Genomic DNA, 20,089 nt, shown 5'->3' on the forward strand with positions numbered 1-20,089 from the left:
ACGGGCAACAGAAACGCGTCGATTCGCCCGCCGTCTCAGGGAGTCGTCGTCTCGGGGTTCGTCGGGCGAATCGACCGGTAGAACGCGGTCGAGTACGCGGCGAAGAAGCCGCCGATGAGGCCGCTGACGAGCACGAGTCCGACCGCGACGGCGACCATGCCGACGACGCCGATTGCCGGGAGGCTCGAAAACGCCGACGCGGCGGGCGCACCGCTTCCCGCGCCGGCCACCGCGGTCCCCTGATGCCGGAGCGACGGGGTGAGGAGGAGCGAGGCCACGCCGCCGAACACGCCGGCGACGAGGCCGCCGAGGCCGACGATGACCGAGTAGCCGAAGACCGATACGAGGTTGTTTCTGACGCAGGCGACGCTCCGCTTGACGCCGTCGACCGCGCCGAGGTCGTCGATGACGATTGCGTGGCCGAAGAACTGCACGACGAACGCCACGGCGAGGTAGGTGAGCACGACGGCGAGGACGACGATGGCCAGAATCGCGAGCCCGACCGTGCCCAACTCGATTCCGCTCCCGAGGACGGCGAGGCCGACGAACACCGCGGCGAAGCCGCCGACGAACGACAACACGAGGTTGACGACGAGCAGGCTGAAGTAGACGACGAGCAGCGAGACGTAGTGCGACTTCCCCTCGCTGACGAGCGTGCCGAGCGAGGTGCGACCGTCGATAGCTTCGTTGGCCATGCCGAGGACCCCGCCGAAGAAAAACGGGATGACGAATACCGTGACCCCGCTGAAGACCAGCGAGACGATGCCGCCGACGAGCGGGCCGACCGCCTGTGCGAACAGCGACGGGAGTTGGACGAGGCTGAACGCCATGGCGACGACGAACAGTATCGGGTTCCGTCTGAGAGAGCCGGCGGCTGTGCCGATGGATTGGAGGGCTGCCATACCGCCCATGTCGCGGTACCGCACAAAGAATGTTGGGTTGACAGGTCGTCCCTCCCGTCCCCGGTCTCCGACCCACAACTCGGTCGTTGACGAACGGGAGGCGGCCCGTGTTGCCGAGACCGCGATTACGCGTGTACCCGTGTAATCGGCGCTTTCACGGGAGACTGGCTCGGTCACGAAGGAACGCGTCGACCGCGGCCGCGACCCGCTCGGGGTCGTCGCCGGGGCCGCCGTGGCCGAGCGCGTCGAACTCGACGAACCGACTGGTCGGGAGGGCGTCGTGGACGTTTCGGGCGCTCTCGCGGAGGAAGTCGGGACCGTCGGTGCCGGCCAAGACCGCGGCGGGCGCGTCCACGTCCAGGCGGGCCGGAAGCCGGTACTGCTCGACCGCGCGGTTCATCCGGACGACCTCCTCGGCGAGGGCGACGCAGTCGGGCCAGACGGGCCATTCGTCGAGCCACGCGTCGAGGTCGTCGATGCCGTCGGGGTGGAGCACCTGCTCGACGTAGCGTTTGACCGCCTCGCGCCGCTGTCCCGCCTCCACGAGCGCGGCCATGCGCTCCGAGAGGTTCGCCTACGGTTCGGTTCGCTTCCGGGAGTACCGCCGGTTCGTAGGCGGCGACGGCGGCCACCCGCGCGTCGGTCGCCGCTTCGAGGGCGGTGAGCGCGCCGTAGGAGTGACCGAACAGCACCGGGTCGCGCCCGGTCGCCGCGCGAATCCCGTCGACGAGTTCGCGGACGCACTCGACCTCACGCTCCAGCACCGCCTCGGCGGGCGTCGTCTCGGCGTCGTCCAGACAGGTGCCGAACCCGGGGCGCTCCGGGACGACGACCTCGTAGTCCCCGAGGTGCGGGACGACCGGGTCCCAGAACGCCGGCGGTGCCATCCCGCCGTGACAGCACAGAAGCGGCGTGTCGTCTCCGAATCGTTCGTCGGACGGTTCGGCTCCGGGTTCGAATCGAATCGGTTGCATCGCACCCTCGCTTGTCGCCGGCGTCGGCTAAGTCGCACTCTCAGCCGTGCGGCCGTTTACATGGGGGCCGAAGACGGAGACCGCCTCGGCCGCTTCGACACGCCCATGACCGACCGCCGAGAGAGCGGACGTATGGGGCTCATCGCCGAGTTCGACATCGACTGCGACGCGCTCCCGCTGACCGGGGTCGCGGCGGCGGTTCCGGAGGCGACGCTCGCGCTGGAACTCCAGTACAACCACGGCGAGCGGCCGATGTTCATCGTGACGGCCACCGGTGGAGAGGTGCGGGCGCTCGAAAGCGCCATGGACGACGCCTTCGACGTGGCCGACTGGACGCGAATCGGTGAGTCGGGCGAGACGCGCCGGTATCAGGCTGCTCCGGCGCGGAGCTTCGAAGAACAGCTCGGAGACAGCCTCGACGACCTCGCCGGACTGGAGGCCCTCGCCACCGCCGACGCCATCATCGAGCGAATCGAGGTCCGGCCGGCGGGCTGGCGGCAGACCGGCTGGTTCGCAGACCGCGACGAATTCGGGCGATTCGCGTCGTTCTGGCGGCGGAACGCCGGTTTCGAACTCCGACGACTCGCCCGAGACGGCGACCCCGAACCGCCGGGCGAGGGACTCACCGACCGACAGAACGAGGCGCTCCGGACGGCGTACGAACTGGGCTACTTCGACATCCCTCGCGGGGCCACCCTGCGGGAGGTCGCCGACGAACTCGGCATCACCGCGTCCTCGGCCTCCGAGCGACTCCGGCGGGCGCAGACCCGGCTCATCGCCGAGACGGTCGCGACGACGTGGCCGCCGCTTCCGAACTGACGAACCGCGGAACGGACCGCCCGACCACCCAACCGGCCGAGTCGCGTCCGGCGACGAACGCCCTAACTCAGCCGAACGACGGCGCTCCGGCCGGCGAAGTAGACGCCGTCCCCGGCGACGCTCGGTCCGATGTCGAAGCGTTGGCGCTCGTCTCCGGCCAATTCCTGTCGCGTATTCCCGGTGGCGGCGTCGAGGACGGTCATCGCGCCGCCGCTGTCATCCCGCGTCGGGACGAACACCGTTCCCGCACCGACGGCGATACCGCTCGCGTAGCTCCCGGCGTAGCTCCGGTTGTCCCAACAGCGGGTCCCGTCAGCCAGCGCGAGCGTGACCAGTCGGTCGTCGGCCGCGACGTACACCCGACTGCCGTCGGTCGCGATGGTCTCGGGCTGCCTCGGTCGGCGTTCGCCCCCTGCCCGCCGCGGTTCGAGCCGGTAGCGCCAGCGCTCCTCGCCGGTCTCGGCGTCGAATCCGAGCACCGTTCCCGCCCCGGTCCCGACGAGGACGGTCCCCTCGACGACCGAGACGTTACAGTCGATTCGGGCGCTCGTCTTCGCGCGCCAGCGCTCCGTCCCGTCGGCCGTATCCAGCGCCCGGACGTAGGTGTCGTCGCCGGCGGCGTAGACCGTGTCGCCGTCGACCGCGGGCGTCGAGTCGGAGGGGAACCCGGTCGCGGCCCGCCAGCGAGTCTCGCCGGTCGAACGCGCCACCGCGTGGGTCGCCACGCCCGATTGGACGTAGACGGTGTCGCCCGCGACGATGGGGCTCGCGCCGAAGATGCCGCCGTCGAGGTCTTCTCGCTTCCAGCGCCGGTCGCCCGTCGCCGCGTCGAACGCGTGGGTCGCGGCGTTAGTCACGACGACGAGCGTCCCGCCGCCGACTGCGGGCGCGGGTTCGGGGTCGGTGAGCGGTCTGGTCCACATCCGCTCGCCGGTCTCGGCGTCGACCGCGGAGAGTTCGTCGTCCATGTCGTGGACGTAGACGGTATCGTCGGCGACGACCGGGACGTGGTGGCCGACGTAGGTCTCGACGGGCACCGTCCAGTCTATCGCGAGGTCGCCCTCGGGGACGGCCTCGGCCGCGACGGCTCCGGTGTTCGTCGCCGGACCCAGCACGCCGCGCCAGTCCGTCGTCGCCGGTTCGACGGGGTCGTACTCGGGGCACTCTCCGTTCGTCGGGTTGTGCTCCGACCGCGTTCCGAGACAGCCCGTTGCGCCGATGGCGGCGGTCGCCCCGAGACTCGCCAAGAGCCGTCGTCGGGTCGGTCGCTTGCCCGCGTCGGTCATGCGACCTTCACCACCCCGCGGTGCGCGTGGGTCAGATACATCGCGTCCCCGGTGACGACCGGCGACGCCACCGGTCGGCCGTAGTACGGCTCGGCGAAGTAGTTCCCGCTCTGAAGCCATTCGTCGGCGTCGCCGCCCCACAGCCGCGTCCCGTCGGCGGCGGAGACTGCTCCGGTTCGGATGTAGACTCGCCCGTCGGCGACGGGTGGACGAGCGAGATACGGGAGCGCCGTCGGGTCGCGGTCGTAGCTCGGCGGCGCTTCGTTCACCACGCGCCACCGTTCGACGCCCTCGCTCCGCGAGAGCGCGTAGAGGTTCTTCGCGCCGACGTAGACTCGTTCGTCGTCGACCGTCGGCGGGCCTGCCGCCGCCGAGCCGGTCACGAACTGCCACCGCTGCTCGCCGGTGTCGGGGTCCAGCGCGTAGACGGTTCCGCCGACGGTCGCGTACAGCGCGTCGTCGGTGACGGCGAGGCCGTTGGGTGACCGGCCGTATCGTCCGTCGAGCACCGTCCGCCAGCGCCGCCCGCCGCCGTGGTCGTAGCCGAGAACGACGACCGCCTCGCGCCCCCGGTCGAACGGCGTGAAGGCGGCGTAGACGCCGCGGTCGTCGGCGACGGGCATCGTGGTTTCGACCGGTTCGTCCGGACCGAGGAGGCGCTCTGCCGGCCCCGGTCGGTCGGCGGTCCACAGCCGGCTCCCGTCGCTTCCGACGGCGTGCAGGCGACCGCTCCCGCTTTCGACGTACAGCCGGTCCCCGTACGCCGTCGGCGTACCGAGTCGGCCGCCGAGGTCCGCGGTCCATTCGCTCCCCCCGTCGCTCCCGACGGCGTGGAGCGCGCCGTCGTACCCGCCGATGACGACGGTTCCTGAGTCGTCGTCGACGACCGCGGGGCCGCCGCCGAGCCCGTCCGCGAAGCCTTCGACCCACCGGACCGACCCGGACGCGGCGTCGATTGCGGCCAGCGGGCTCACGAAGTCGTCCGGCCTGTAATAGTGGGTGGCGACCCCAGTGACGTAGACCGTGCCGTCAGCGACGACCGGCGGGGACAGCGCGCCGTAGAGCGGTGGGTCGGCGGAACTCCGCGAGACGCTCCACGAGACGGTTCCTTCGGTCGGGCCGTCGGGGGCGCGACCCGTCGCCTGCGGGTCGTAGCCGGCGGTCGGCCACGCCGTCGTCGGCGCGTCGAACGTCGCGTCCGGGGCCGGCGACGAACCGCCGCAGCCAGCGACCCCGCTCACGAGCGCGGCTCCGCCCGCGGCCAGTACCTCTCGTCTGGAGAGCATACGCCCGCCGTCTCGGCGCGGGATAAAAGGTTTCGTGGCTCCCGACTCGGAGACCCGCCGACTGTGGCCGGTCGCGCCGCCGTCGGAACCAACAGGAGTATTATCAACCGGCACACACGTCCCCGCGATGCCCTCCTATTCGAGACGCGACGCGCTGAAGACGATTCCGGCGCTCGCCGCCGGTCTCGCCGGCTGTGCGAGCCTCACGGGCCGCGACGACTCGCTTCCGATGCCGACCGCGTGGACGGTGGACGTGCGGACTCCGACCCGCGCCGTTCGGCCGCCGTCCGGCCCCCTGCTCGTCGGGACTGAGAGCCAGTTTCGTGACGACCCGATGGTGTCCGCGCTCGACCCCGCGACCGGCGAGGAGCGCTGGGCGGTGACCGGTGGCAAAGGCCGCCGGTCGCCCCTCGGCTTCGACGACCGCCACGCCTACCTGTTTTCGAGGGCGGAGCGGGCCACGGCGGTCGACTACGAGGCGGGCGAGCGAGCGTGGTCCACCGAACTGACGGGCGTCGATAGACCCGACCCGGGCGTCGTTCAGTACCCGCCGGCCGTCGCCGGCGACACCGTCGTCGTCCCCATCTCGGGCGTGGAACACGACGTTGTGGACCGACTGCTCGGGCTGTCCCGCGAGGGGGGCGACCGACGCTTCCGCGCCGACCTGCCGGCGTCGCTCGCCGGCGCGCCCGCTCCCGTACCCGCCGGAGACGGCTCCCAAGCCGGCGTCGTCGCGCCTCTCCTCGACGGGACGCTTCGCCGGTTCGCGACTGACGGCTCCGAATCGTGGCGCGTCGACGCGGGTCCGTCGCCATCGTCGGTGACGGTCGCCGGCGACACCGTCTTCGTCGGGAGCGCGACCGAGGAACTGCTGGCGCTCGACGCGGCGACCGGCGAGGTTCGGTGGCGCGCGCCGCTCCAAAACACCGTGTTCTCTCGGCCGCTCGTCGCCGACGGCCGCGTGTACGTCGGCGGCGCGGACTACTTCCTGTACGCCTTCGACGCCGCGTCCGGCACCCGACTGTGGCGGGACGAGCTCGCCGCCCCCGTGACCCGTGGGCCGACCCGCGTCGACGACCGACTGGTGACCGTCGTGGGGTCGGACATTCTCGTCCGGGGGCACAGCGGGACCGTCCCGTTCGACCCGACCGCGCTGTACGTCCACGCGACCGACGGGACGCTCGTCGACGAACAGCTGTTCGAGCGAACTCCTGATGGCGGCAGAGTGAACTGGGCTGTCGCCGCGGGCGGTGGCGTCTACGTCGGACAGGAATGGCAACTCGCTCGCCTCGCCCCGGAGGTGCTCGATGCCGAGTGAGCCGCCGGAACGGTCGGGTTCGGCCGGGAATCGGAACCGACACGTCTCCCGCCGCGCGGTGCTCGGCGGGCTCGCGGCCGTCGGTTCGCTCGCGGTCGCCGGCTGCGGTTCGATTCCCGGACTCGGCGGGAGACGGCCCGTCTGGCGACGCGACATCGACGGTGCGTACATGGCCGGTCCGCCCGCCACCACCGACGAACTGGTTCTCGTCGGGATGCAGGACAAGGCGCTGTACGGCCTGCGGCGCGAAGACGGGTCGACCGCCGTCCGGTTCGAAACGGGCGGCCCGATAGAGACGCGACCCGTCACCCCTTCGTCCGGCGGTCCGTACCACGTCCACAGCACCGACGGCGACCTCTACGCCGTCGATGCGGCGGGCGACGAACTGTGGCGCGACGAGGGCACGGCGCGCCGGGCGCGACTCGTCCGCACCGACTCACTCGTCGCTGAACTCGACTTCGCGCCCCCCGAGAACACGCTCACGGGCTACGACCCCCAGACCGGTGACCGACGCTTCGACCGGGCTGTTTCCTCGCACTCCCTCAACGGCGTCACCGACGACTCGCTCGTGGTTCCCGTGCCGGTGGGCGGGAGCGACTCGCGCGTCGTCTCGCTTTCGCCGGCGGACGGGAGCGTCCGGTGGCGAACTGAGCCCCGACGGTGGTATTCCAACGTGGTCGCGGACTCTCGACTCGTCGTCGCCGCGAGAGACGGGACGCTGGCAGCCTACGAGCCGTCAGACGGGAGCGCTCGGTGGCGCGTCCCCATCGGCGACGTGGGACGGACGATGGTGCTCGGGTCGCAGACGTACCTCATCCGCCGGGGGGACGGGCGGCAGGAACTGCTCGCGTTCGACCGCGAGACCGGCGAGAAACGGTGGGCGAACCCCACCGGCTACCAGATTCGGGCGGTCGAGGCCACGGACGACGCGGTGTTCGTCGGGACCCGCGTCGACGACCCCGACGGCGGGGTTCTCGGCCAAATCGACTGCTTCGGCCTCGACGGGATGCGGCGGTGGCAGACCGTGACCGGACTCCCGTCCGTCGACTCACTCGGCGTCACTGACTCTCGCGTCGTCGCCGTCTGGGACCGCGGCTTCGAGGTGCTGGCCCGAGACACCGGCGCGTCGCGGTGGTCGTACGAACCGGAATCGGCCAGTCGACTCTCGTTCCGCGTCGAGTCGGCGTCGGTGTTTGTCTCGTACGTGGACGACGGCGAAGCCGCGCGGTTCCCGCTGGACTGACTCCGCGTCCCCGAGTCTCCGATTCGACGACGCGCTCCCCACCAACTTATTGCTGTGCCGAGGGGATACCCCGTCAACGAGGGACACGAACCGATGGACGACACACGCCGCGCGTCTCCGCTGGAGCGCCTCGTCGAAGCAGCCGAAACCCGAACTGACGATGAGGTGAGCGACTCTCTCGGGGAACTCCTGACGGCGTCGCCGGAAGACCGAAAGCGGGCGCTCCGCGAACTTCGAGACCTCGCGGACGACAGGCCGACCGCGTTCGAGTCGTTTCTCCCCGCCGTCACGCCGTTTCTCACCGACGACGAGCGCGCCGTTCGACTGCTGACCGCGAAGGCGCTCGTCGCGGTCGCGGAGGCCGACCCCGACGCGGTCGCGCCCGCGGTTTCGGCGCTCGCCGAGCGCCTCGCCGACGAGGACGAGTTCTACTACGTCCGCGCGCGGTCGGCCGAGGCGCTGGGCTACGTCGCGCTCGACCACCCCGACGCGGTCGCCTCGCCGGCGGTGCTCGCGGACCTCCGCGTCGGCCTCTCGTTCGACGAACCCGAGGTGAAACAGAAGCTGGCGAAGGCGCTCGAATGCGTCGCGCTCGGCGACCCCGGGCGGCTTCGCCACCGCGTCTCGGCGCTCGCCGAACATCTCGACGACGGGGACGAACTCGTCCGATACCATCTCTGTACGGCGATTGCGGGCGTCGGCTGCGATTCGCCCGACTCGCTCGCGGCGGTTCGCGGGGCGCTCTCTGCTCGGCTCGTCGACGAGAACGCCTTCGTCCGGGGCCGCGCCGCCGAGGCGCTCGGGCTGTTGGCCGGTGAGCGCGGCGACCGCCGTGACCACGGTGAATCGGTGGCGGTTCCGGACTCGGCGCTCGGTGCGGAGTCCGACGAGGCGGCCGCGTTCGTCGCCGAACGAGTCGGGTTTCTTCGGGCGTCGATGGAGGGCGATACCGCGGCTGCGGCGTCGACGGTCGAGGACGTCGGCACGCTCGCCGGCGTTCGACGCACGACCGCGGACGCAGTCACCGAGATAACGTCGCCCGACGCAGAGGGTGTCTGTCCCCACTGCGGTATCGACCTCCCCGAGGGCGCGCCGCCGATGTGTCCGAGCTGCGGCGCGCCGTACTGAACTCCGCGTCCGGCGTGACCGACGAGCGGTCGTCCGTCACGGCCGTGCCGACCGAAACTCGCTCCCGCGTTCGCTCCCGCGCCTCGGACGACAGCCGCCGCCGTTCACCTGTCGCCCGCAGCGAACGTGACGCCCGTAATCTCGAACCGCGCGCCACCACCGTCTGACTCGGTGACGCTGACCGTCCAGCCGTGGGCCTCCGCGACCTGCTTCACGATAGCGAGCCCGAACCCGGTGCCCGTCCGTGACGTCGTCTGTCCGGCTTGGAAGACGCTGTCGCGTCGGTCGGCCGCGATGCCGACCCCGTCGTCCTCGACGTAGAACCCGTCGGGGAGTTCGCCGACCGTGACCACCACGCCGTCGCCACCGTGTTCGATGCTGTTTCTGACGAGGTTCTCGATGAGCTGTTGGAGCCGACTCCGGTCGGCGACGACCGTCGCCGTCAGGTCGGTTTGGAGTTCGGCGTCACCCGTTTCGATGGTCTCCCAGCAGTCGGTGACGAGCGTCCCCAGCGACACCGGTTCTCGTTCACCGACGTTGTCGCCTTTCCGGGCGAGCGTGAGCAGGTCGTCGATGAGGTCGTCGATACGGGCCAGCGCCCGAGCGGCGGTTTCGAGACGCTCGCTCTCGTGGTCTTCACGAGCCAGTTCCACGTTCCCCGCGGCGACGTTCAGCGGGTTTCTGAGGTCGTGGCTGACGACGCTCGCAAACTCGCTCAGTCGCTCGTTTTGGCGCTGAAGCTGCTGTTCTCGCTCGCGTTGCTCGGTCGTGTCGCGATACATCCAGAGATGGCCGGTCCCGTCGGGGAGTTCGATCGGTTCGTAGCTTCGGTTGAGCGTCCGACCGTTCGTCAGGGCGACTGACTCGTTGTGGACCGACTCTGTCCCGGCGATTAGTTCGTCGACGCGCTCGACGAAGCCCTCCGAATCGACCACGAGTTCGCTGGTCTTCCGTGCCAACTCTCGGCAGTCAGCGCCGATAAGCCCGGTTGACGGTTCCGAGATGTCGAACAGTTCGAGCAGTCGGTCGTTAATCGCGAGGACGGTCCGGTCGCTGTTCTCGGCGAGGACGCCGACCGGGAGCGACCGGATGAGCGTCGAGAGAAGCGCGTTGGTCCGTTCGAGTTCGTTCTCGCGGCGGACGCGTTCGGTCACGTCTTGGAACAGCGAGATGATGCCGACGACCTCGCCGTCGTCGTCGGTGATGACTCGATTGTGCCACTCACAGCGGATGTGTTCGCCGTCTTTCCGGACGTTCTCGTCGATGCTGTGGTAGCCGCCCTCCGCGACCGCGAGCTGGTCCGTGACGGCGTCGACGTTGTCGTAGCTGTCGTCCGCGACGATGACCTCCCAACTGTGGCCGCGGAGTTCTTCCTCAGTGTAGCCCAGAATCTCCTCGCCGCGCTCGTTGAGCCCGATGATCTGGAAGTCGCTGTCGTATTCGAGGACGCCGAGCGGTGACTGTTCGATGAACAACGAGAGGCGCTGTTCGCTCGCTTCGAGCGCGCGTTGCGAGCGGTGCCGCTCGACTGCGTTTTCGATACGGTTCGCGAGCACGGTGTACTGGCCGGTTCCCTGTTCTTTCTGGAGATAGTCGGTGACGCCCGCGGAGATGGCATCGCTGGCGACCTCCTCGCTTCCTTCGCCGGTAAAGAGAATAAACGGGAGGTCGGGTGCGTCCTCGCGGAGGGCTTCGAGAAAGTCTAACCCGTCGCGCTCGGGCATGTCGTAGTCCGAGACGACACAATCGAACGTCGAATCCCCCGCGCGATTGAGTCCCTCGGCGACGGACGTGGCCGTCTCGACGCGAAACCGGTCGCATTCCCGTTCGAGGAACACCGCCGTCAGTTCGGTGAAATCCTCGTCGTCGTCGACGTACAAGACGACCACTTCGTCCACTAGCTCGCTCATGTCTATCCCGCTTAGACGTGTGCTGAGAAGGTACTTAACGATAGTCGCAGTTTGAGGACCGAGCAGGTCGTTGAGTCACGTTGGGCTCACATTCACCGACCTGCTCGACGAGTGCTTTCTGGTGGATTTCGAAGCGACGTGAACGCGTGAACCGGGTCGCGTTTGCGGACGGCTGTTCTCTGCGAAAACGAATACGCTAAGCCAGTCGCCCCCGGTGGTTGCTTTGACGTTCCTGAATATCTGACTGGCCTAAAGTTCGGAACTGTTTTGTATGTTTAGGCTGGCCTAAATAATATGGTGGACGATTCCGAAAACAGCAAGACACTGACACGGCGTGGCTGTCTGAAGTACGGCGGAACAATCGCGGGAAGCGGGCTCCTTGCAGGCTGTTCTGGTACTTCCGAGCCAAGCAGTTCGTCTCCGAAGTCGCGTACGTCATCGACGCAGACGGCTGTTTCGGAGACGGTCTCGGAGACGGATACGGCGACCGGGTCAGATGAGCCGTACACTGTCACAATCGAACCAATGGGTGAGGTTGCGTTCGACGGCCCGCCCGAGCGGTGGACCGCATTACTACCCACTTTTGCGGATATGGCGTTCGCACTCGGTGGTGGACAGACGCTTGGTATTCAGAACCACGACCGTTTTGCGAGCGAGGCCTTCGAAGAGCTTCCCGGGATAGACTTCGACGCAGATGACACCGTGGAACTGGTTGCCGACGGTGTGAGTAAGGAACTGTTCTATGAGATGAACGCGGACGTGCATTTCATAGACCCCCATATACTGCGACTCTGGTACGGCTGGGATCAGTCTGACGTCGATGAGATTGCGGACAACGTCGGCCCGTTCTTTGGCAACTTTATCCGCCGCCACAGCGACGACTGGCACGATTACCGTTACTACACCTTGTACGAGGCCTTCGGATTGATGGCTGAGGTCTTTCAGGCACAGGACCGATACCAGGCATTCGTCGAACTCCACGAGGAGATGCTTGCGTTGGTCGATGAGCACTTGCCGCCAGCCGACCAGCGTCCAACCGCCTTACTGGTATATCCGGCCGACGGAGCGGGCTTCCAGTTCTACCCGTTCCGGTTTGATGACGGGGGAGTCAGCACCAAGCAGTGGCGTGACCTCGGGCTGACCGATGCGCTTGCGGCGACGGATGTCGGTCATTACAGTTTCTCTGACAGGGGGACGCTCGATATCGAAGCCCTGATCGAAATCGACCCCGAGGTGCTGCTGGTGCGAAACTATGGCGGGGCGTCCGAGTCAACGTTCCAGAAGGAAGTCGTCGAACCACTCCAAGACCAAGCGGGGTCCCATAGCGTGCAGGCGGTTGAGGACGACGCGGTTTACAGTGCCGGTTACCTTGACCAAGGGCCAATCATCAACTTCTACCATACCGACCGGGCGGCGAAAGATATCTACCCGGACTCGTTCGAGAACGTGACGCTATTCGACCGTGAACGCGTCGCAGAAATCGTCCACGGAAACATCTGAGACGGGTTAGAATAATACCTACCGCGGGACCGTTTCTGCTTCGGGCAGTTACGCCGAGTATCGCTAGTTCGCCCTCAGCGTGCTCAGTTCGAAGTCACCCGGGTACGCGACGCGAGGGTACAAAAAGATACTGAATTTTTGACATTTCCGGGCGTGTAACGATACTCACCGTCGGTTCGCAGGGGGGCGACCGTCACCACGCTCGCTAACTCAGTCGCACTCGTTCTCTGAACGTTGGCCTCCAGTGAATCGGTTCCACTCGGCTCGACCGAGGGCACTCAGAGGTCATCGACCCGACGCAGAAACGAACAGAGTGCGTCGGTGGCCGTTTCGAACAACTGTTCGCCCTGCTCGGCGGACGCAGACGTCGCATCCCCGACTGCACCGTTCTTGCTGAACTCTTCTGTGAACCGATTGACGACGCCACCATCGACCGTGTCGTCCCAGGTTGCGGCGTCGCCGTCGGTTGGGCTGCCGACCTCGTCGGGACAGATGTGAAGGAGCATGGATGTCTCGAGTTCACCGGCGTGGTTGACGTGGTCGTCAACGGCGCTCATCCACTCCCAGAGGAACACTTCGAGGTCAACCGTCGAGTCGTCGGCAACGGTACGCGTTAGGTTTCGGAGCGTCTCACCGTTTCCACCGTGGCCATTGACGAACACGACCATCTCCACGCTCGAGTCCGACAACGAGGTGAGAATCTCATAGCTGTACCGCCGAAGCGTTTCCGCGGAGACCGATAGCGTCCCCGGAAAGTGACTATGATACGGTGCGATGCCGACTGGAATCGTCGGCAGGACGACCGAGTTGAGATCACTGCGCCGGCCAGCCTCGCTCGCCAGTTCCTGTGCGATAATCGTATCCGTACCGACGGGTGCGTGTGGCCCGTGTTGTTCCGTGCTTCCAACGGGGAGCAGCGCTACCGTCGGTGCCGCGTCTTTGACGTCCGTCCAGGAACTCGTCTCAAGGTGCATACCGTTCGGTGCTGAGCACGCTACATAAGCGATACCAATCCGGTCACTCGGCGGCATACCGTGTCGGCCGCGGGCCAATACTGTACGTTGTGCTGATTCGGGGCGCGAATCTTGCATGCGATTCCCAACTGAAATCGTTCGATTGCTCCCGTGTGACGAGCGCTCAATTGACAGTTCCACGGATCTGCGCGACACCATGGCGAGCCTGGATTATTTCGGCAGTCGCTCGACCAGCCCATCGATTTCGGCGTGCGTGTTGTACACGTGAGGACTGACACGAATATTCCCTTCGCGCAAGGCTGTATGGATGCCAGCATCCGCAAGCGCTCGATGGGTTTCACGGGCCACGCTTTCCGACGAATGGCTGAGTACGACGATGTTGGCGTGCCGTTGAGGGTCTTCCGGCGTTACAACCTCGAACGAACTCGATTCAGCCCCCTCGATGAGCTGACCGACGAGTCGCTCGCCATGAGTGCTGATCTGCTCGATGCCGATTCCGGTCAAATACTCGACCGCCGCAGTCCAGGGCATGAAGTTGTTGAAGTTCGCCGTTCCAAAGACGTCGTATCCGGACGCACCGAGTTCCGTATCAAGCGACAGATTCTGCATTTCGTCCAGCGTCGTTCCGGCTTGCATCGATAACCAATAAGCGTTCACTGGACCAAGCGCATCGAGGACCTCCGGTGTGAGCCACGTAAAGCCCGTGCCGTACGGTCCGCAGAGCCACTTGTAGCCACAACTGATGAGCACATCGACCGGTGTTCGCGATACGTCAATCGGCCGCGCCCCAACGCCCTGCGAGCCGTTTAGCACGAAGAGCACGTCGTGTTCGTGACAGACGGTTCCGATCTCGTCGATATCGAGCCGCCGCCCAGTGAACGAGTCCACCCACGTCGTACAGAAGGCGCGCGTCCGCGGGGTCGCTGTCTCGGCGAGCTGCTGTGTCAAGGGTGTCGAACACTCGGCATCGACGAACCGCAGTTGGACCCCCTGGGATTCGAGCAGATGCCACGGGAGAATTGTCGCCGGGAAATCACCCTCGACGAGGATTACTTCATCACCTTCGTTCCACTCAAGCCCGTGAATCAGCAGGTGCAGCCCGTACGAGAAGCTGTTTCCGAGGATAATTTCGTCGGGAGAGGCGTTGATGAGTGTCCCGAGTGCCCGTTTGACCCCGGCTGGTACCTCGCGAAAGGCCTGTTCTGGGAGCCGATGGGGCGCTCGTTTCAATGTAACCGCATCGTCAACCGCCTCGACGGCTCGCTTCGGTAAGGGCCCTTGATGGGCGCAGTTCAGCCAAGTATGTCCATCGAACGGCCCGAAATCCGCATTCCAATCCGCCATGAGTCTCGTAGCCCTAGAGCCGACTTAGTAATTCGCCCGAAGCATTCTGTGTCGAGCTTATCTCCTAAGCCGACCGGGTATCTGTATCCACTATCGAGAACGTCCCTCCGCACCGTGCTTCGTGAGGTACTTGGAGAGGTTATCTCTGCGCCGGCGATGGGTGTCGTCGCACACGCGTCGGCGGTGATCGATGTCGACACGAAGTCAACGCGGGTTCATCAAACAGAGCGAGCCGAGACGTTCTGACCTCAGGACTTTTGGGGACCTCGTCCGTCGTCTTCCACTGACCATGACCCTCGTCGTCGAGTGTCGTCTCGTCTCGGAGCGGTTGCCGCTGACCGACGTCGCCGCCGCCGTACCGGACGTGACCCTCCGGGTAGAGAACACGCTGACGTCCGCGCGGAGCCGACCGGTGCTTATCTTCTGGGCTGATGGCGGCCGGTTGGACTCGGTCGACGCGGCGTTACGGGACGCGTCGGTGGCGACTCACAGCGTGCTCGGGTCGACCGTGGACCGCCGTCTCTATCGCGTCGAACTCTCGGAGCGGCCGCCGGCCATCTACACGGAGTTTATCCGGCTGGACACCGCCCCCATTTCAGCGACGATAACCCCGAGCGGATGGGACGTGCGGACGCGGCTCTCCGACCGAGCGACGCTCGCCGAGTTCAACAAGGACTGCGAAGAGAACGGTATCACGTTCCGACTCGACCGCGTCGTCGACGTCGCCCCCTCGGACAGCAACGAGTACGGACTCACCGCGAAACAGCGCGAAACGCTGCTCGCCGCCCACGAGGCGGGTTACTTCTCCGTTCCGCGAACGACTTCGCTGGCGGAGTTGGGGGCCGAACTCGGCGTCACCGCCCCGTCCGTCTCCGAGCGACTCCGGCGGGCACAAGACCGACTCGTCCGGCACACTGTCGCCTCAGATAAAAAGACGTCTTAAACACCACAACAGGTTAGAGTCAGTACTTATCGCCGCACGCCCCCGGGATACAGACATGGCATCGAAGCTACAATCACGGGTGCGAAACCTCCCCGTTGACGGCGTCGGACGCCACCCGAATCGGCGGGTAGGCCGCCGCATGACGACGGTTGACGGGGTGACCTGCGCGTGACCGATACGGTCGGCACCGAAGCGGACGCGGCCGAACGCGACGCCTACTTCGTCGGCGGCGGCATCGCGTCTCTCGCCGGGGCCGCGTTCCTCCTTCGAGACACCGAGATACCGGGCGAGAACGTTCACGTGCTGGAAAAGCGGCAGGTGTTCGGCGGCGCGCTCGACGGGCGCGGAACCCCCGAGGAGGGCTACGTCCTACCCGGCGGCCGCATGTTCAACTTTCCGACCTACGAGTGTACGTGGAACCTCTTCCGGTCGATTCCGTCGCTCGAAGACCCCGACACGACCATCAAGGGGGAGATGGACGAGTTCAACGAGAAACACGAGACGTACGCCGAGGCCCGCCTCGTCGGCGCGGACCAAGAGATACTCGACGTCTCCTCCTACGGGTTCGAGACGCAACACCGTCTATCGCTGCTCCGCCTCCTTCTCACTCCCGAGGAGAGGCTCGGTGAGACACGCATCGAGGAGTGGTTCGACGAGACCTTCTTCGACACCACGTTTTGGTATCTGTGGGCGACGACGTTCGCCTTCCAGCCGTGGCACAGCGCGGCGGAGATGCGCCGGTACATGCAGCGGTTCACACGGGAATTTCCCCGACTCCACACGCTGAGCGGCGTGTCGCGGACGAAGTACAACCAGTACGACTCCGTAGTACGACCGCTCCGCCGCTGGCTGGAGGCACGCGGCGTCGATTTCTTGGGTGGCCACGCCGTCACCGACCTCGATATCGTCCCGGCCCGCGCGGGCAAGACGGTCGAAACCATCCGTTACGAGGACCAAGACGGCTCCGCCGGCACTATCGCCGTCGAGCCGACCGACGTCGTCTTCGTGACGAATGGGTCGATGACGGACGCGCTGAGCCTCGGGTCGATGACCGAGGCCCCCGACCTGCACGACAGCGGCACCTCGTTCGAACTCTGGAAGGCACTCGCGGACGACTTCCCCGAGTTCGGGAGGCCTTCGGTGTTCGCCGACCACGTGCCCGAGTCGAAGTGGGAGTCGTTCACGCTCACACTCCGCGAGCCGGACTTCCTCGAACACGTCGTGGAGGTCACCCGCGAAGAGCCGGGGAACGCGCTCGTGACGTTCACGGAGTCGAACTGGTTGCTCTCCATCGTCACCGCCGTCCAGCCCCACTTCGCGAACCAGCCGGATGACGTGAAGGTCATCTGGGGGTACGGCCTCTTCCCGGAAGAACGCGGGAATCACGTGAACAAGAAGATGGAGGACTGTACGGGCGAGGAGATTCTGGCGGAGCTCTGTCACCACCTCGGCTACACCGACCGTCTCGAAGAGCTCCGCGAGACGGCCACCTGTATCCCCTGTATGATGCCGTTCATCACGAGTCAGTTCATGCCGCGGACGCCCGGTGACCGCCCCGAGGTCGTCCCTGCGGGATCGAACAATCTCGCGTTCCTCGGCCAGTTCGCCGAGGTTCCCGACGACGTGGTGTTCACCGTCGAGTACTCGGTTCGCTCGGCACTGATGGCGGTTCACGAACTGTTCGACGCCGAGGGCGATGTGCCGCCGGTGAGCACCCATCAGTACGAGCCCGACGTGCTTCTCGACACGGTACGGGCCGCTTTCAGATAGCGACCTCGAAGACGACGCTGGCTCGGATTCGGCGGCCGTCTCGAACCGAGGGCGTTCGAACTCCTCGACGGCGATATCTGTGTTCGCAACGAGCCGAATCGACGACGGTGAAGCCAGTTGCCCGCGGTCCGTGAGGTGGATGCACCGTTCCTGATTACTGATGACTTCAGGGCTCTTCCTGAACTTCGAGAGCTAGTGAGTGCGGCTGTTGCATTATCACCGATCAACAACCTCGGAGGCTGATTTTGATGCGCGACTTGCGTTCAGCAACATCGAGACTGAATCGGACCTGCGGTAGACCCGCTTTCTGCCCGTTGAGGGACCTGGGGTCAAATTCAGTTAGAAGTCGCCGTTGATGATATTCGCGACCTGTTCGCGGTCGAACAGTTGTTCCTCCTTGGAAAAGTCGGGATACGGACCACCGTCGTAATCAGGCCACTCACCGAACTGCTCCGGATACAGCTGTTTGGAGACCATCTCTAACTGGAAGAGGTTCATTATTGGGCCGCCGTACCGGGCGCTAAGCGGATACACCTGGTCGTTTTTCACTGCCGAAATTTCTCCCGCAACCGGGTCGTTGTGGAACTCCTTTTTTACTGCTCGCCAATCGTCGCTCCTGGCAAACGCGTTTTCGACGAGGATGACTTCCGGATCGGTCTCGACGAGGGTCTCCAGGTCAATCGTGCTGCTCTCTTCCACATCCGAGAGTGCGTCGGGGACGCCGAACGGACGCGTGTGCGACCGAATGAATCCCGGGCCGTTCATGTGGAAGGTCCAGATGGTATCCAGCTCCGGAGTCGTCATGATTCGCGCCGTTTGCGGCCGGTTATCGCTTGCTGGGAGACTCGACGAGATTGTCGAGTCGAGAGTGGTTTTGACGTCGGAGAGCGCTTCGTACCGCTCCTGTTCTCGGAAGACTTGCGCTACTTTGCCGAAAATATCCCAGAGGGAATAATACTGGTACTGGTCTGCCCAGTCTGCCGGCGGTTCGCTGTGGTTCCGACTGAGGGAGTTCCCGAACCAAGGGGCGATTTCCGTTTGGACTTCCTCGACATCCGCGGTGTCCCACGCATCCATTGTCGAGACGTATGCCGGGTCGGCTAGGTGGAGGTGACTGTCGAGTTCGTACAGGGTTTCCTTGTCCGGATTCCACGAGTTGTAGAGATTCGACCAATCGACCGAGACTCCATTGAGACGTTCGAGAAGCTTGTCGTAATTGCCCTCGAAGTTGGACGGGCTGTACATCGCATTGAGGGCATCACCGTGACCGAGAGCGACGACCATGTCTGCGTGGTGAACGAGAACGGTGAATACGCTCTTGGGAACCTCGTCGAGTTCGATAGTACCGGCTGGTGCCATCGTCACCGAATAACTCTCCACCTCCGGTTCTGTGGTCTTCGTCGCGGTTGACGAGTCGTTCGCGGTTGTCTCAGTCAACGGTGACGCAGAGTTCGACTGTCCGATACAGCCAGCGAGCAGTCCCCCACCGATGACTGCCCCACCGTACTTGATTGCGTCTCGTCGCGTCGGTGTCTCGTGATCGCTGGAACCGTCTGGCATATGATTTAGGCTCACCTAAATACGCAAAAGCGTTCCGAATTTTAGGCAGGCAAAAAACATCAGCGAGGAGCACCGCGGCGTGGGCACATCGACGGCCCACTCTCGGTGAGACCGGGTCCGCAACGCGGACACACTCTGCCGTCAGGAGCGTTCATCTCCTCGACCGCGTCGTCGGTCTCATCCCGAACAGACTTGATTGTACCAACTCCCGCTGCAACCGACCCGGACGACTCGTTCCCCAAATAGTGCTGACAGAGCTGTACGCGGTCGGTGAGGAGCGCCGACGTTTCTTCGCCTTTGGCGTCGATTTCACCGAGTGTTGGTGCCCCTCCATCGTGAGCGGGCAGACCACAATTACCGTTCTTCCGAAGCTGAGGATGATAATGTTTAATATTTTGTCCGCCCTATGTTGTTATATGAGCGTGGTCAGCGTCTCGATGCCGGAGGAATTGCTTAATCGAATCGATCAGTTCGCGGACGACCACGGCTATACTGGTCGCAGTGAAGTAATTCGCGAGGCGAGCCGAAACCTTCTCGGTGAGTTCGAGGACAAGAAACTCGAAGACCGAGAGTTAATGGGCGTCGTTACAGTCGTTTTCGATTACGAAACGACAAGTGTCGAGGAGAAAATGATGCACCTCCGCCACGAGCACGAGGACATCGTCGCATCGAACTTCCATAGCCACGTCGGCGGCCATCATTGCATGGAACTGTTCGTGTTGGAAGGGTCGCTCGAAGAAATCTCGACGTTCGTCGGAAAGATTCGAGCGACGAAGGACACGCTCACAATCGACTACTCAGTACTCCCCGTCGACGACTTCGGCCCGCTGGCCGACATGAACTAATTCTGCTGCCCTTCTCTGCGTTCACGCCGCCCCTAGCAACATCTACGAACTTCAATCTTCGTTAGTATCAGCTCTAGATGGGAAACTCACAAGAACCGGTTGATATGTCGAGAGAGTTGCCAAAACCAATGGCTCAAATCTCGCGTCGAAGACTGCGCTAGGAGGCAGGCGCACCCACGATTGCTGCAACGGGAGTCGCTGGCTATCTCGGTGGAGGGGGTGGACGCTCGATACTGTCACGGTCGCGTACGTCCCGATTTCCCCGGCCGTGCAACACTATGTCTCGA

16 protein-coding genes are annotated in these 20,089 nt (G+C 65.2%); 8 read left to right on the forward strand and 8 right to left on the reverse strand.

What is annotated here, in order from left to right; translation table 11 throughout:
- Positions 1 to 35: 35 nt before the first annotated feature.
- Positions 36 to 902, reverse strand: coding sequence for a hypothetical protein (locus DVK03_RS15505; protein WP_199506010.1), 867 nt, complete (start codon positions 900 to 902; stop codon positions 36 to 38).
- 173 nt (positions 903 to 1,075) lie between these two features.
- Complete coding sequence (locus DVK03_RS15510) at positions 1,076 to 1,876, reverse strand: alpha/beta fold hydrolase (protein ID WP_369333264.1); 801 nt, start codon at positions 1,874 to 1,876, stop codon at positions 1,076 to 1,078.
- A 60-nt stretch (positions 1,877 to 1,936) separates the two neighbouring features.
- Here DVK03_RS15510 and DVK03_RS15515 point away from each other — a divergent pair, with 60 nt between their 5' ends.
- Positions 1,937 to 2,695: a helix-turn-helix domain-containing protein gene (locus DVK03_RS15515; protein ID WP_006599967.1), complete on the forward strand. Its 759-nt coding sequence runs from the start codon at positions 1,937 to 1,939 to the stop codon at positions 2,693 to 2,695.
- Positions 2,696 to 2,757: 62 nt separating this feature from the next.
- Here the strand turns inward: DVK03_RS15515 and DVK03_RS15520 are convergent, their stop codons facing one another.
- A complete protein-coding gene (locus DVK03_RS15520; RefSeq protein ID WP_115803538.1) occupies positions 2,758 to 3,981 on the reverse strand; it encodes a PQQ-binding-like beta-propeller repeat protein in 1,224 nt (407 codons plus the stop codon).
- Complete coding sequence (locus DVK03_RS15525; protein WP_115803537.1) at positions 3,978 to 5,267, reverse strand: PQQ-like beta-propeller repeat protein; 1,290 nt, start codon at positions 5,265 to 5,267, stop codon at positions 3,978 to 3,980. The genes DVK03_RS15520 and DVK03_RS15525 overlap by 4 nt, the downstream gene beginning before the upstream one ends.
- Positions 5,268 to 5,394: 127 nt before the next feature.
- On the opposite strand from DVK03_RS15525, the gene DVK03_RS15530 reads away from it, so the two are divergent.
- The 3 genes from DVK03_RS15530 to DVK03_RS15540 all read left to right on the forward strand — a co-directional run bounded on the left by DVK03_RS15530 (position 5,395) and on the right by DVK03_RS15540 (position 8,956).
- Positions 5,395 to 6,585, forward strand: coding sequence for a PQQ-binding-like beta-propeller repeat protein (locus DVK03_RS15530; RefSeq protein WP_115803536.1), 1,191 nt, complete (start codon positions 5,395 to 5,397; stop codon positions 6,583 to 6,585).
- The gene (locus DVK03_RS15535; RefSeq protein WP_115803535.1) at positions 6,575 to 7,828 is read left to right on the forward strand and encodes a PQQ-binding-like beta-propeller repeat protein; all 1,254 of its coding nucleotides are present in this window, start codon (positions 6,575 to 6,577) and stop codon (positions 7,826 to 7,828) included. Before DVK03_RS15530 ends, DVK03_RS15535 begins: the two co-directional genes overlap by 11 nt.
- Before the next feature lie 93 nt (positions 7,829 to 7,921).
- Entirely contained in the window at positions 7,922 to 8,956 is a 1,035-nt protein-coding gene (locus tag DVK03_RS15540; RefSeq protein WP_115803534.1) for a HEAT repeat domain-containing protein, read from the forward strand.
- Between the two features lie 104 nt (positions 8,957 to 9,060).
- Here DVK03_RS15540 and DVK03_RS15545 read toward each other — a convergent pair whose 3' ends face one another.
- Complete coding sequence (locus DVK03_RS15545; RefSeq protein WP_115803533.1) at positions 9,061 to 10,866, reverse strand: PAS domain S-box protein; 1,806 nt, start codon at positions 10,864 to 10,866, stop codon at positions 9,061 to 9,063.
- A 525-nt stretch (positions 10,867 to 11,391) separates the two neighbouring features.
- On the opposite strand from DVK03_RS15545, the gene DVK03_RS15550 reads away from it, so the two are divergent.
- Positions 11,392 to 12,366, forward strand: coding sequence for an ABC transporter substrate-binding protein (locus DVK03_RS15550; protein WP_115803532.1), 975 nt, complete (start codon positions 11,392 to 11,394; stop codon positions 12,364 to 12,366).
- A 278-nt stretch (positions 12,367 to 12,644) separates the two neighbouring features.
- Here DVK03_RS15550 and DVK03_RS15555 read toward each other — a convergent pair whose 3' ends face one another.
- Together DVK03_RS15555 and DVK03_RS15560 are read right to left on the reverse strand one after the other, a co-directional pair.
- Positions 12,645 to 13,340, reverse strand: coding sequence for a creatininase family protein (locus tag DVK03_RS15555; RefSeq protein ID WP_115803531.1), 696 nt, complete (start codon positions 13,338 to 13,340; stop codon positions 12,645 to 12,647).
- Positions 13,341 to 13,550: 210 nt separating this feature from the next.
- Positions 13,551 to 14,684, reverse strand: coding sequence for an aminotransferase class V-fold PLP-dependent enzyme (locus DVK03_RS15560; protein WP_115803530.1), 1,134 nt, complete (start codon positions 14,682 to 14,684; stop codon positions 13,551 to 13,553).
- A gap of 289 nt (positions 14,685 to 14,973) precedes the next feature.
- On the opposite strand from DVK03_RS15560, the gene DVK03_RS15565 reads away from it, so the two are divergent.
- Together DVK03_RS15565 and DVK03_RS15570 are read left to right on the forward strand one after the other, a co-directional pair.
- Positions 14,974 to 15,627, forward strand: coding sequence for a helix-turn-helix domain-containing protein (locus tag DVK03_RS15565; RefSeq protein ID WP_004041009.1), 654 nt, complete (start codon positions 14,974 to 14,976; stop codon positions 15,625 to 15,627).
- 168 nt (positions 15,628 to 15,795) lie between these two features.
- On the forward strand, positions 15,796 to 17,397 hold the full coding sequence (locus tag DVK03_RS15570; RefSeq protein WP_115803529.1) for an oleate hydratase: 1,602 nt from the start codon (positions 15,796 to 15,798) through the stop codon (positions 17,395 to 17,397).
- A gap of 339 nt (positions 17,398 to 17,736) precedes the next feature.
- Here DVK03_RS15570 and DVK03_RS15575 read toward each other — a convergent pair whose 3' ends face one another.
- Complete coding sequence (locus tag DVK03_RS15575) at positions 17,737 to 18,777, reverse strand: ABC transporter substrate-binding protein (protein ID WP_115803709.1); 1,041 nt, start codon at positions 18,775 to 18,777, stop codon at positions 17,737 to 17,739.
- Positions 18,778 to 19,373: 596 nt separating this feature from the next.
- Between DVK03_RS15575 and nikR the strand changes: the two genes are divergently transcribed.
- Positions 19,374 to 19,802: a nickel-responsive transcriptional regulator NikR gene (nikR, locus tag DVK03_RS15580; protein WP_004041006.1), complete on the forward strand. Its 429-nt coding sequence runs from the start codon at positions 19,374 to 19,376 to the stop codon at positions 19,800 to 19,802.
- Positions 19,803 to 20,089: the final 287 nt, after the last annotated feature.

This window comes from Haloferax sp. Atlit-109R (genome assembly GCF_003665865.1).
GTDB lineage: Archaea > Halobacteriota > Halobacteria > Halobacteriales > Haloferacaceae > Haloferax > Haloferax volcanii.